This is a genomic window from Halobacteriovorax sp. ZH5_bin.2 (assembly GCF_043196375.1).
GTDB lineage: Bacteria > Bdellovibrionota > Bacteriovoracia > Bacteriovoracales > Bacteriovoracaceae > Halobacteriovorax_A.
This window is the reverse complement of sequence record NZ_JBEBMJ010000005.1, coordinates 40,322-52,949: the sequence shown is the minus strand read 5'-3', so window position 1 is coordinate 52,949 and position 12,628 is coordinate 40,322. Positions and strand designations below refer to the sequence as shown.

The 12,628-nt window shown below is 37.0% G+C and carries 15 protein-coding genes; 9 read left to right on the top strand and 6 right to left on the bottom strand.

What is annotated here, in order from left to right:
• Positions 1-60 precede the first annotated feature (60 nt).
• Positions 61-951, bottom strand: coding sequence for an ImmA/IrrE family metallo-endopeptidase (locus ABMA76_RS12910; RefSeq protein WP_392911678.1), 891 nt, complete (start codon positions 949-951; stop codon positions 61-63).
• Positions 952-1,176: 225 nt separating this feature from the next.
• On the opposite strand from ABMA76_RS12910, the gene ABMA76_RS12905 reads away from it, so the two are divergent.
• Positions 1,177-1,662, top strand: a complete 486-nt coding sequence (locus ABMA76_RS12905) for an Hsp20/alpha crystallin family protein (RefSeq protein WP_392911676.1) — start codon at positions 1,177-1,179, stop codon at positions 1,660-1,662.
• Here the strand turns inward: ABMA76_RS12905 and ABMA76_RS12900 are convergent.
• Positions 1,649-2,068, bottom strand: coding sequence for a response regulator (locus ABMA76_RS12900; RefSeq protein WP_392911674.1), 420 nt, complete (start codon positions 2,066-2,068; stop codon positions 1,649-1,651). The genes ABMA76_RS12905 and ABMA76_RS12900 overlap by 14 nt on opposite strands.
• Positions 2,069-2,291: 223 nt before the next feature.
• On the opposite strand from ABMA76_RS12900, the gene ABMA76_RS12895 reads away from it, so the two are divergent.
• Entirely contained in the window at positions 2,292-2,744 is a 453-nt protein-coding gene (locus ABMA76_RS12895; protein WP_392911672.1) for a hypothetical protein, read from the top strand.
• 32 nt (positions 2,745-2,776) lie between these two features.
• On the top strand, positions 2,777-3,913 hold the full coding sequence (locus ABMA76_RS12890; RefSeq protein WP_392911670.1) for a CpaF family protein: 1,137 nt from the start codon (positions 2,777-2,779) through the stop codon (positions 3,911-3,913).
• 15 nt (positions 3,914-3,928) lie between these two features.
• Here ABMA76_RS12890 and ABMA76_RS12885 read toward each other — a convergent pair whose 3' ends face one another.
• Positions 3,929-4,177 (bottom strand): hypothetical protein, encoded by a 249-nt coding sequence (locus tag ABMA76_RS12885; RefSeq protein ID WP_392911668.1) that lies wholly within the window; start codon positions 4,175-4,177, stop codon positions 3,929-3,931.
• A gap of 196 nt (positions 4,178-4,373) precedes the next feature.
• Between ABMA76_RS12885 and ABMA76_RS12880 the strand changes: the two genes are divergently transcribed.
• Positions 4,374-5,252: a hypothetical protein gene (locus ABMA76_RS12880; protein WP_392911666.1), complete on the top strand. Its 879-nt coding sequence runs from the start codon at positions 4,374-4,376 to the stop codon at positions 5,250-5,252.
• Positions 5,253-5,255: 3 nt separating this feature from the next.
• Here ABMA76_RS12880 and ABMA76_RS12875 read toward each other — a convergent pair whose 3' ends face one another.
• Positions 5,256-5,987 carry a hypothetical protein gene (locus ABMA76_RS12875; protein ID WP_392911664.1) on the bottom strand — a complete coding sequence of 244 codons (732 nt, stop codon included), beginning with the start codon at positions 5,985-5,987 and terminating at the stop codon, positions 5,256-5,258.
• A 52-nt stretch (positions 5,988-6,039) separates the two neighbouring features.
• On the opposite strand from ABMA76_RS12875, the gene ABMA76_RS12870 reads away from it, so the two are divergent.
• The 5 genes from ABMA76_RS12870 to ABMA76_RS12850 all read left to right on the top strand — a co-directional run bounded on the left by ABMA76_RS12870 (position 6,040) and on the right by ABMA76_RS12850 (position 10,923).
• Positions 6,040-6,816 (top strand): glutamate racemase, encoded by a 777-nt coding sequence (locus ABMA76_RS12870; protein ID WP_393061801.1) that lies wholly within the window; start codon positions 6,040-6,042, stop codon positions 6,814-6,816.
• A 62-nt stretch (positions 6,817-6,878) separates the two neighbouring features.
• Positions 6,879-8,159: a phosphopyruvate hydratase gene (gene eno, locus ABMA76_RS12865; protein ID WP_393061799.1), complete on the top strand. Its 1,281-nt coding sequence runs from the start codon at positions 6,879-6,881 to the stop codon at positions 8,157-8,159.
• Between the two features lie 39 nt (positions 8,160-8,198).
• On the top strand, positions 8,199-8,825 hold the full coding sequence (locus ABMA76_RS12860; protein ID WP_392911658.1) for a hypothetical protein: 627 nt from the start codon (positions 8,199-8,201) through the stop codon (positions 8,823-8,825).
• A gap of 56 nt (positions 8,826-8,881) precedes the next feature.
• Positions 8,882-10,063, top strand: a complete 1,182-nt coding sequence (locus tag ABMA76_RS12855) for a hypothetical protein (RefSeq protein WP_392911656.1) — start codon at positions 8,882-8,884, stop codon at positions 10,061-10,063.
• Between the two features lie 83 nt (positions 10,064-10,146).
• Complete coding sequence (locus tag ABMA76_RS12850; protein ID WP_392911654.1) at positions 10,147-10,923, top strand: hypothetical protein; 777 nt, start codon at positions 10,147-10,149, stop codon at positions 10,921-10,923.
• A 32-nt stretch (positions 10,924-10,955) separates the two neighbouring features.
• Here ABMA76_RS12850 and ABMA76_RS12845 read toward each other — a convergent pair whose 3' ends face one another.
• Positions 10,956-11,690 (bottom strand): trypsin-like serine peptidase, encoded by a 735-nt coding sequence (locus ABMA76_RS12845; RefSeq protein WP_392908594.1) that lies wholly within the window; start codon positions 11,688-11,690, stop codon positions 10,956-10,958.
• A 134-nt stretch (positions 11,691-11,824) separates the two neighbouring features.
• Entirely contained in the window at positions 11,825-12,571 is a 747-nt protein-coding gene (locus tag ABMA76_RS12840; protein ID WP_392908592.1) for a trypsin-like serine peptidase, read from the bottom strand.
• Positions 12,572-12,628 lie beyond the last annotated feature (57 nt).

Genomic DNA, 12,628 nt, shown 5'->3' with positions numbered 1-12,628 from the left:
CTAAAAAAACAAAGGCCCGCATCTTGCGGGCCTTTTTATCTTCAATAATTTTATTTATAATTATTGTGCTTCAACTACAGCTTGACCTGGCTTGAACCAACATAGTGGTCTTAGTCCAGATGTGAAGTTTTCAGTTCTGTTACAAGTACCGATGTTAGCATCATTTTGATCAACATCTGTGTAAGCGTCAACAGTACATAGTGCACCTTGGAAGTAAGTATCTAGACGACACTGTGGTGCTGGGTGATTGTCATTAGTTTTAGAAACTACAGCTGGATCTGGAGTATCAAACTTAAGCTCAGTAGTCATATTTCTTAATGCTCTGAAAAGGTTTGCTAGTGACATACCTGCCATTGAACCTCTTAAACACATTGCATATTCATTTTCGTTAACAAAGTTAGTCTGACAGTTTTTAACTGCAAAAGCTGGAACTTCAACTTCGCTCATGATTGAAGCGTTGTCGTCATTTTCCATGAACTTTCTTAGACACTTAGAAGTTGCGAAGTAATCAGCTTGACCTTCGTTTGACGCCCAAGAAGATCCCCACCAGCTTGCTTTCTTTGGTGCTCCACCTAGGTGGTGACCAAGCTCGTGACATACAACAGATGCAAACCCGTCTCTAGTGATTGTTTCGTGTCTTGCTAGACCACCAAACATTGAAACGCGCCAAGTGTTACCAATTTGCTGTGCATAAGCGTTAACTGTTCCATCTTCCCATTTTCTTTCGATTTCTAAAGTCTTACCTTTAGCAGCGATAATTGGTGCATAGATCGCTTCAATCTTATCGATGATTCCATTGAATTCACCTTCAGAAATTGTGTTGATACTTTTAACATTTGAAGGAATCCATAGGTTGTTGTCTTCTACGATTCCTGTTGTTCCGTGCTCATCACATGCGAAAGAAAAAGTCGATACACATGCAAGTAGTAGAGCTAAAATTCCTTTTTTCAAATCAGTCCTCCCTGAAAAGTATATTATTGATTTGCCAATTCTTTTTCTGGTTTAGCGTAGATATGATTTTTCTGAATTTTTTACACTATGTAAAAGTCTTTTTTTGATTTGGGCCTTAATGTAAGATTTTGTTGGTTTCTGGATGCTGTGATGCATTATGAATAGGATTGGTTTTTCACTGTGTATCTGTCTAACTTACTAAAATTATGATAAGATTTTATAAGTATGAAGAAGCTAATTTTTATCACTTTTTTTACACTCTCAGTTGTAAGTTATGGCCAAGGTAATGATCCGCTTGTTGATCAGATCATGCAGATGCGTGATGAAATGATGAAACAGATGCAGGCCGGTGATAGCTTTGATGCTGAAATACAAAAAATGTTTGAGAGAATGCAAAAGATGGGACAGATCCAAGGGCTGCCCGATCGTTTCAATCGTCACGTGAATATGGTTGAATACTTTTGGCAGGATGCTGACACACTCGTTGTCAAAGCTTCCAAGGACGATGAAGTCAATATTGAAGTTAAAGAGGGGCTTGTCATTATTAAAGGCCAAAAAGTTATTAAGTCTCCAAACGGTATTTCAAAGTCTTCTTTTACTCAGTCTGTTCCAATACGAGCTGGGCTTGATTCGACATCTGTGAAGATGAGTGTGAAGGATGGAAATATTATTCTTGATTTTAAGATAATAGATAAATCTAAGCAGCTATAATTTCACCATTTAAATTTTCAAGAATTGAATAGAGCTTATGATTAAAGTCTTGAACGTTAAATGGCTTTGTTAAGACCTCTTCTACATTTAGTTTAGAAGCATCATGAATTTTCTCAACGTCAATGTCGCCAGAGATTAACATAATATGAGGGTAGTTATCTTTTCTCTTTCCTTCCATGCTATGTACACCATAGAGTTGCTCTATATATTGTAGGACTTCTTGACCACCCATCTCCGGCAGATTTAAGTCAATGACGATAAGATCATAATTATCATCTCTTATCATTTTACAGGCATCGAGACCATTTGAGGCCATTGACACATTTGCGAAGTAGCCACTACTTGCAATAAGTGACTTTAATGATTCTGATATTGTTCTTTTATCGTCAATGATGAGTGCCTTCATTTTGATTTCCTTGTCTTGATTTCCATATCAATTAAAATCGCAAAGTTGCTCTTAAATCTATAAACAATATGTCCTTATTTTAGTGCCACCTACAATTTTTTATAACTAAATTAATTCATAAGATTTATTAACGTTCTTAAACTGTTGAAATAACGAGTAAAGCCCTCAACTAAGTTTGAGTAGAGGACTAAAGTATCGCTCATAAGTTACCGATAAATAAATTATGAAAAGCTTCGCTGTGACGTTAATTACATTGATTGTGACAACTTATGCCTTTGGAATTAAGGAGACTTATTTTCATAAGCGAGAGTTTGATATTCCAAAAAGAGACTTGTCGATTATCGCAACTGACAAAGGTTTCTTTCCTTCGAAAGTAACAGCATTTGTAGGGGAGAAGCTTAACCTCTATGTGACATCAGCTACAAACTTACCAAGTTGCCTTATTTTAAAAGAACACGAAGTATACGTTGAGGCCAAAAAAGGTGAAGTTAGGGAAGCTTCTGTTTTTCTTGATTCCCCTGGCCGCTTCAAATTCTATTGCCCATCAGGACAGATAAGTGGGACTTTAACTGTCATTGAACATCCACGTGAAAAGGCAAAGAAAGACGAGCAAAAAAGAGAGATTGCATCTCGTGAAAGTGAACGAGTGCGTGTCTGGCGTCCAAAAGACGACTAGAGTATTTTATAAGAAGTTGATTGTGAGGGATTATGTCTTCGGTATTTAGCGATGCGATTAAGAATTTACTTTATCCAATTGGTGACCTTCTAGAAGATGAGGGTGTATCAGAAGTTATGATCAATGGCCCACATGAAATCTTTGTTGAAAAGAAGGGGCTTGTTTTCAAAGTTCCAAATCAATTTGAAGATGAATCATCTTTAATCTCTGCAATGCGTGCCATTGCTCAATCAGTAAATCGTACAATTGATGAAGACAACCCTCGTTTGGATGCTCGTCTTCCAGATGGCTCTCGTATTCACGTTGTTCTGCCTCCAATGGCAAAGAATGGAACAACTGTGGCCATTCGTAAATTCTCAAAAGATAGTCTTACTTTAAAAGACCTTATTTCATTCGGATCAATGTCAGATGTCGCCGCAAGATTCTTAGATATTTGTGTCTATCTTGGAAAGAATATTCTTGTTTCAGGTGGGACTGGTTCTGGAAAGACAACGATGCTTAATGTTTTAGGTGGTCGAATTCCTAAAACTCAACGTCTTATCATTATTGAAGATGCGGCAGAGTTACAAGTCGATGCCGAACACGTAGTAAATTTTGAAACAAGAAAGGCCGATGAACTAAAAGGTATTGAAGAAGTTTCGATTCGTGATCTTGTTATTTCTGCCATGAGACTTCGTCCTGATAGAATTATTGTCGGGGAGGTTCGTGGTGATGAGGCCCTTGATCTTGTTCAAGTTATGAATACTGGTCACGATGGTTCAATGGGAACTGTTCACGCCAATAATCCAATTGATGCTTGTACGCGTCTTGAGACCCTATGTCTTATGGGTGACACAAAAATTCCACCTGATGCTGTTAGAAAGATGGTAGGAAGTGCTCTACAGATTGTCGTTCAATGTAGCCGTTATCATGATGGTGGACGTCGTACTTCACATATCTCAGAAGTCCTTGGTGTCGATAATAATGGTAATTATATTGTTCGTGATATTTTCCGCTGGGTGCAGACTGGAAAGGATCCACAAACCGGAAAATATTTAGGAGAGATGGTGCCGTGTAATTACGTGCCAACTTTCTTTGAAGATATCGTTGTTCACAAGCTGCCATTTCCAAAGTCAAACTTTTTGGCACCTGACTGGGTTAAGGATATGGTTAAGAAGAAAGCAGCTTAGAATTAAAGAGAGCTTCTAGATATCGACTTCAATTCCATCTTCATAGATTTCAACGATAAATCGATCCTGATCTAGCTCTTTGGTCTTTTCCACGATCTCTTTGATATCATCTATTTCTAGCTCTGGTTCAAGCTCCATGTCGGCGCTAAATACCTTAATGATAGCAATACTCATCTTAAAGTCACTTAAGTCACTGAATTCAGATAAGGGGAATGTTACTTTGTAACCCCCTGAAAACTTGTCAATATCCACGTCTATTTTCATATAATTAATTGTAATTACATTAGAATAAAATGCAATAAAATTTAAACTACGTAGATTCCTGAGGTCTTGTCTAAATTTTAGTGCATAGAAAATGAACATGGCATTACTATTTTTCAACTGACACCAAAAATATCCTTTGCGCTGATATTATTAAAAGCGTCAATTAGCTTAATTTTATTTTTGAGGGAAAAATTAAATGAGAAATAGAACAAAATCATTCATCAAATCAACTCTAGTGATGACAGCAATTGCTCTTTCGGCAAATACTTTTGCACTGGAAACAATTCAGGATGATATTGATTCAATTCGTTTTCAGCTTAAGTCTGAACAGATCTATACTTTCAAAAATTATGGACAAGGACAGTATAAGGAATTGGCCTTTACAAGAATTGAGCGACCGAGACTAGAAGTTGCCCTTAACAAGAAATCTTCAACTGAGACTTTGGAAGTTGCTATTGATGAGTCTATTTTAGTGGAAAAGAACTCTCTCGTTAATATTAAATTAGAAAAGAATAATCTCGTTAATATTGAAAGTGCAGTAAATGCCAAATCTTCAGTGTTAACAAAATTAAAGAATCATCGATTAGGACTTGATAAAAATCAGGCCGCAAAAATTCTAAAAAAAGATATTGTCGCAAACCTAAATCGTGTGATTGCAAAAATTGGTTTTCGCGATAACACAAAGGTTCGTTATGAGATTAAGAATCTTGCTTTTAATTGTCCTTCTCTAAAGGGCCGTATCACAAATTGTCGTGGTAAGTATGATGTTGTTGCAACATTAAAGAATGAGAAAAAGAAAACATCAAACCTTTCAGAGATTCTTATTAACTCGACAAAGAATTTGAATAATTTTGGAACAGAGATTGAAATTAACACTTATATTGGTGAGCTTCGTTCTATCAATAAGCAACTTAATAAACTATCTGAAGGAAAGCCTAAGGGTGTTGATCTTAAGAAGCTTTATGCTCTTAAAAAAGATGTACAGTCAGAAATTCTAGATTCTTATCAGTACACGGCCATTGCTACGACAAGTGCACAAGAGTTTTTAACAAAGCTTAATTCTAAATTTAATTAGGAATTAGTTTATACTTTGTTTTAAGCTTACAAATAAATTAATAACTTCATTTAATACATCATTGTGAAGCTGACTGAAGTTAGCTTCATATTTTTTTGCTTGAGAATCAAATTCTGCACGGTTCTCTTTATTCTTAACTTCCAGTTTTAATTGATCGGTTAGAAAAGTTAACTTGATATCGAGATTATAAATCATCACTCTTAGAATAGGTGATTCTTCCCATTGTCCAAAGAAAACTTTGTAACTTAAAATTGTACTTCTATGATCAATGCGAGCGAGGGATTTTTTAAGAGTAAGCAATGTTACTTTGAGCCACTCAAGAGACTTGTCTTCATTTAGTCCAGTCTTGGGCGAAATGGTCTTTAGATAGTCAATAGAGCCATCGATCATGGCCTTAATTGCAAGGTGTTCATATTTTTTTGCATCAAAGTCTAAAGCTTCATTTTGGTATTCGATAAATTCTTTATCCACTAAGTTCAAAGTACTCATTTGATCGAAGTGCATTAATAAGTTGCTATCTTGGGCCTCTGTATGAAGGTAGATATCGTGAAGGTTTTTACGGTCCTCTCGTAGAGGAGACTTTTCAAAATTATTATGGGCCAAGCAAACTCGCACCGGATTATTTTGTAGTGAGTCTTGCATAGACTTTAAGATCTTGTCTCTGTTATCATCATTAGATAGACGGTTTTTATTAATTCTAGTGAAAAAGTTTACGAATTTATTTTTAATACCCATAAAGGATAAAATAACGACTTTTTTAGGGATGTCTAGCATTTAAGGTGAAATATTGAAGATAGGGATTTTTGATTCAGGCATTGGTGGTCTTAGCGTGTTGCGTGAAGTCGCAAAACTTATGGATCGTTGCGAAATTTATTACCTTGCAGACCGTCTAAATGCACCTTATGGTAATAAAACAAAAGAAGAAGTATTTAACTTTTGTCGACATATTGTTGATGATTTCATCTCGCATGGAATCGACACAATCTTAATTGCCTGTAACTCTGCAACGGCCATGGCCATTAATGAGCTGCGCGCAAACTATCCTACGATTCGCTTTTTTGGAATTGAACCATTTATTAATGTGATTAATCTTAGACCTGAGCTTAAGCAGCAAAAGGGCGTTGTTTTAACGACTAAAATTACGGCCGACTCGATGCGATTTCAGAATTTGAAAGACCGTTATGACCCTCAAGGACATTTGGTTTACCGCGTATCAAAGAATCTTGCAAAGATTATAGAAGACAGCTTTGACAGCGGTCGTTTAAATGAGGAAGAAATCTCTAAGGAGATTGCCGAGTCCATTTTTCCTTCAGGTGAGAAGGAGAATTATGACTATATCATTTTGGGATGTACTCATTACCCATTCGTAAAAGATCTTTTTAAGGCCAGTGTTGGGGCCCACAGTATTTCTCCTTGCTATCATGTGGCCAAATATGTGGCCGATCAATGTGTTATTAGTGATGATGGCGACATCGTTGAATTTTTCTATTACCGCGATAGTAGAAGTCCCGATTTATGGCGCAAAGTTAAAAAACAAAATTTAGAAGGTTTTCCCTTTTTCTAAGTGACGATCCTTGAAATCGTAAGTTAAAATATGGCACATTTTAAACTAACGAAGGATTGGATATGTCTAAAATTAAATCTATAACTCCACGTCAAATCTTAGACTCACGAGGAAACCCTACTGTTGAAGTTGACTTAGTAACTGAAAATGGTTTTATGGCCCGTGCAGCGGTTCCTTCTGGGGCATCGACTGGTTCTAAAGAAGCTTTAGAGTTAAGAGATGGTGATAAATCTTACTACCTTGGAAAGTCTGTTAGAAAGGCAATTTCAAATATTAATGAATATATCGCACCAAAAATTATCGGAATGGATGTTTTTGATCTAAGAGCTGTTGACCAAGCAATGCTTGATGTTGATGGAACTGAAAATAAAGAAAAGCTAGGAGCAAATGCGATTCTTGCTGTTTCAATGTGTGTTGCTCGCGCTGGTGCACTTGAAAAAGGTAAGCCACTATATGCTTACCTAAGAGAAGACCTAGGTGTTCCAGTAGCATGTGATAAGTACCGTCTTCCGACACCAATGATGAATATTATTAACGGCGGTGAGCACGCTTCAAATAACCTAGATATTCAAGAGTTTATGATTATTCCACATATGGATAAGTCATTTAGTGAAAACTTAAGAGCTGGAGTTGAAACTTTCCACGCTCTGAAAAGTGTTTTAACTGAAAAAGGATATTCAACAAATGTTGGTGATGAAGGTGGTTTTGCACCATCTCTTAAATCACACGAAGAGGCCCTTGATCTAATCCTAAGCGCAATTGAAAAAGCGGGATATAAACCTGGTCAAGATATCTCGATTTCACTAGATGCAGCAGCATCAGAGTTTTTCAAAGATGGTAGTTACCAAATGCAAGGTAAGAGCTACTCGAGTGAAGATATGGTTGAATATTACTCAAATTTAGTATCAAAATATCCGATATATTCAATTGAAGACGGGCTGGATGAAGCTGACTATTCTGGTTGGGTAAAACTGACTGCGAAGTTAGGGGATAAGTGTCTACTGGTTGGTGACGACTTATTTGTAACGAATAAGAAGATCCTAGCTGAAGGTATTGAAAAGAAGCAAGCAAACTCGATCTTAGTTAAGATCAATCAAATTGGTTCTCTAAGTGAAACTTTTGATACGTTAAAACTTGCTTTTGAAAATGACTTTAGAGCAATTATCTCTCACCGCTCAGGAGAAACAAGTGATGCCTTTATTGCAGATCTTGCTGTTGCGACTTCAAGTGGACTAATTAAGACAGGTTCAGCTTCAAGAAGTGACCGTCTTGCAAAATACAATCAACTGCTAAGAATTGAAGAGGCCCTTGGTAGTGAAGCAAAATACGACGGATTAATCTAAGTAAGAAATAACAAGGCCTCTAAAATAGAGGCCTTTTTTATGTCTGATTCAAAATTGAAAGAAAATAATGAAGCTCTTCATTTCCTTCATGATCTACTTAACCATACACATGGATTAAAGTTGTATCTAGAGTCACGTAATGGTCAAATGGATCAGTCTGGCCTAGAAGTCATCTATAATGAAATTGCGGCCCTTGAAAATCAGATCTCATCACAATTTTATCGTTTAAAAGATAATGGCCCCTATCGATTGGCCGACTTAGTTGAAACATGTCAGATGCAATTTGAGATCTATCAACTTAATGTCGATTTAGTTGTTGAGGTTTCTCAAAGTGAGCTGGCCCCTATCGAATTTTCTTGTGATGAACAAATTTTTGAACGACTCATAAAAAATATTTCAAAGAATATCTATCTATGGTCTAGGCGTAAAGGCAAGATTGATTGTCATATCAGTGAAGTTGGAGAAAAAATCCAAATCATTCTAACAAATGAAATTGATCAGCATGCTGATTTGGATAAGACCTCTAATGGTATAGGGCTTCTATCTATGAAGCGAATCGCAAGTGAGAATGGAATTGTTTTTCAAAGTTATTTAGTCGATGAAAAATGGTTTACGAAAATCCTGATCGATAAGCTCAGGATAAGGCAAGAAAATATCGCCTGCTAGGTAAAAGAATTCTATCTATATTAAAAAGTAATAAAGAAGGTTATTCTATATAACATATGGAATTTATAAAGATCTTTATTGCGTTAACGACTTTACTTGCCGCTGGTCCCCTGGCACTGGCGAATTCTCGTATCTATCAATCAGATGCCACAGCATTAAATAAGGGTGCATCTAAAGTTAAGATAGAGGGAAGTTTTTCTTCAACTCTTTCACAAGTTGATAGCGATGGAAATGAAGTCGTTTATAATGATGACGTTAGCTATAATCTTCTTGATGGAAATATTGATTACCAATATGCCATCATGTCAAAATTTCAACTTCTAGCAGGTCTTAAAGGCCGCTATATCAGTAGTGGCGATACAAATGAGACTCAAACCACTGCAGGACTTGAATCTTTTTATATTGGGGCCTTCTATGGCCTAGATAAAAAACACGGAAGAGATTTTGCTCTTAGTGCAATCTATCGTTTTAGGCCTTATACGGTCGATACATACTCTGGTTCAGCACCAAGTGATGAGCTGATCCTAGGTGATGGTGGAAATGATATCGAAGTAAACTTCTTAGCAAAGTTTGAATCAACAAAGTGGACATCATACGATTTTAAGATTGGTTATCGTATCCCTGGGGCCCCTATTTCATCTGAAGTTACCTTTGATGCTCGTCTTGTTAAGCACTATGTTGACTGGGCATTTTGGTTTTCTGCTAATGGTGTTTATTCACTAGGGGGAGATGAATACACTGACACTCCTAATGCAAAACCTGTTGTGGCGAGCGGTTACACTTCAAGATGGAATTCAATTAATCGTCAATTTGTAAATATTGATGCTAGTGTGCAAACGATATTTGGAAATAAGTATCTGGCCTACGCTACTGTTGGGACAAAGGTTTTAGGAACGTCTACAGACAAAGATTTCTATACAGCGCTTGGGCTTAGTTGGACAACTGGTGGCGTGACAGCACAACAAAAATTTGAAGAAAGCTTCAAAGAGTACTCAGTTGAGGCCAACGTTATTAAGGTTTCACCAAGAGGTGTTTTTATCAAGATTGATCATGGATCACTTGATGACATCCAGGCCGGAAATATTGTTGATATTTACAAAACAGACTACTTTGGTGGCAATATCTTGGTTGCTCAAGGAAAGGTTTATGAAGTCTCGAGTGCATCAGCTATTGTTAAGGTGGTAGCTCGTTATCGTAAAGTGCCAATAGAAAAAGGCTTCGCTGCTAGAATTAAGTAGTTGAAATGAGGAAATATTTAGTAATTGATATAATTGTAAGTTAAGCTAAAATATTGAATATAAACATAAAAAGGATATTATCGATGATGAAGCAAATCTTAATTGCTTTCTACCTACTGGCAACATCAGCTGTAATTGCAAAACCTTATACTTCTAACTTTCTTGAGTTCGAACTACCAAATGGTTGGGAATGTTCAATTGAGGGAAGTGAGTATGTTTGTCAGTCGACAAATGACAGAAGAAAGAAAGAGGCCATCATTATTTTCGCGGCAAAGCACCGTGGTAAGCAAGATGATCTTATTCAATACAAGGCCTATCTTGAGCAGGCCAAAACATTCAAGCTTCCTGGTGGTAAAACGCAAATCTCTGAGCCTTCGTATACAAGAATGAAGAAGATTCAAGGTCAAGGTCACACTTGGGTTGATTCTCTTCACTTATCAAGTGAAGTTCCAGGCTTCTTTACTCGCTATCTTGCGACAGTAAAAGGAGAGTTAGGAGTTGCGGTAACATTCTCTGTTGCTAAAGAGCACTACCAAACTTATAAACCAATCTTTGATAAGATCATCGAAACAATGCAGGTATTCTCTCGTATTAAGAATAATGCTGATGGACTTAAGCTTGCAGGTAATAAGGGAGAAGCTGTTCCAGGTGCCTCAGGTGACTTCTTAGATAATGAAGCTGGCCTAAATGATATTGGTGTCGGTGGCCAGAGACAAAAAGGAAAAGGCGCTGGTGGTGATGACATGACTCTTTATCTCATCATTGCACTTGTTGTTGGAGCAGGTGTCTTTATCGCAAAGAATCGCAAAAAGAAAGGTTCTAAAAAGAAGAAAGGTAAAAAGAAGAAAAAGAAATCATAGAAAATAAAAGGCCTCTCATGTGAGAGGCTTTTTTATTCTGATTTAAGACAAGCTTGAATGGCCTTTTTAAAATTTAAATTCGTGGCAACACTCGTACCGAGATTTGTTGCATAACCATAATGACTATTTGAGCACCCCCCATGAGAGTGAACGCCAATAATCTTTCCTGACTTTAAGTTAATGATACTTGAACCAGAATTTCCTCCTGTGGTATCAACTTTATGGCGGATAACTCCAGTCCTTCCAACACTTTCAAGGTATCCAATTCCATTTTGTTGAGCAAATGATCTCTCTACTTCAACATCATAACCGTGGCCAGTAATCGATATAAGGGCCTTGCTTTCAGGAACTGTATAGTCTAGCTCATAAAAGCCCTGGGCATCTCCTGCGCTTTCTTTTGTGTGAGTATTAGGTAGAAGCTTCATGACTGCCCAATCATTTCCTGGGCCGGCGTTACTATAAACTACCGAGCTCTCATTTACTTTATATACATCTTCCTTAGCTGAGTAGTTGAGGCCTTCTTCATCCGAAGCGGGTGTGTTAAACTCAATTAGTTTAAAGTATTTATGACAATGTCCTACTGAGATAGCACAGTTTTTAGAAATCATGGTCACGGTACAACCATCAGTTGCAGTTTCACTATAGAGTGCGCGACCTACTTTTGGATCTTGTGAAGGGATTCGATCATCAATTCCACAGATTGATTTCTCTAGGGCGAATATTGAAGGTGATAATAGTATTAAAAGGATAGGAGTTAATCTATTCATGGAAATCCTTGTTATGTTGCGATGGGTTAATTTAGGGGATTTCTGAATTCTTATCAACGCTTTGTGTAGACTTTATAGATAAAAAAAGGCCCAATAAGGGCCCTTTTTTATATGCTAAATATTAAATATTTGATTTATTCGCTAGCAAGGCAGTTTTCAACTGCTGCTTTAAATTCTGGGTGTAATTGAAGTACCGTTCCTGCATTCGCATTTGATTCATTACTTCCATAACAACCACCATGAGAATGTACACCAACAATTTCACCAGTATTTAAGTCAAGGATACTTGAACCTGAGTTTCCACCCATTGTATCAACTCTGTGGTTTAAAATTGCAGCTCTATAGCTTCCATAATAATCACCACCAATTTCAGTTAATGGCCCAATATTATTTTGTTGAGCAAACTTTCTTTCAAATTCATTATCATTTCCATAACCAGTGATTGAAAGTAGGGTACCTTCAGCTGGAGCTTCTTTTGCAATAGGGTAGAAGCCTTGTGCTTGCCCTGGAAGAAGGCCAGTCGTCTTATGTGGTTTGATTTTAAATACGGCCCAGTCATCACCTTGGCCATTGCTCTTATATTTAATAGATGCCTTGTCTGCTTGGTAGATATCTTTTGGATCAGGGTGTGCAATACCTCTTCTTGTTGAAGGAGGGGTATTAAATTCAATTACATTGAATGTAGCGGCACAGTGACCTACTGAAATTGCACATGAGTTTGATACTAATGTAACCGTACAACCGGCCTTATCTCTAGCTCTTTCTAGTGAGCGTCCTACTTTTGGATCACTTGATGGTACGCGCTCATCCATTCCACAAATTGTCTTATCCATGGCAAAAATTGAGAATGGCAATAATGCGCTTATGATTAATTTTTTCACTATTCTCTCCTTAGTTCGTGAAGAAATATAGTAGGGCCTTGGGGAGTAAACGACAAA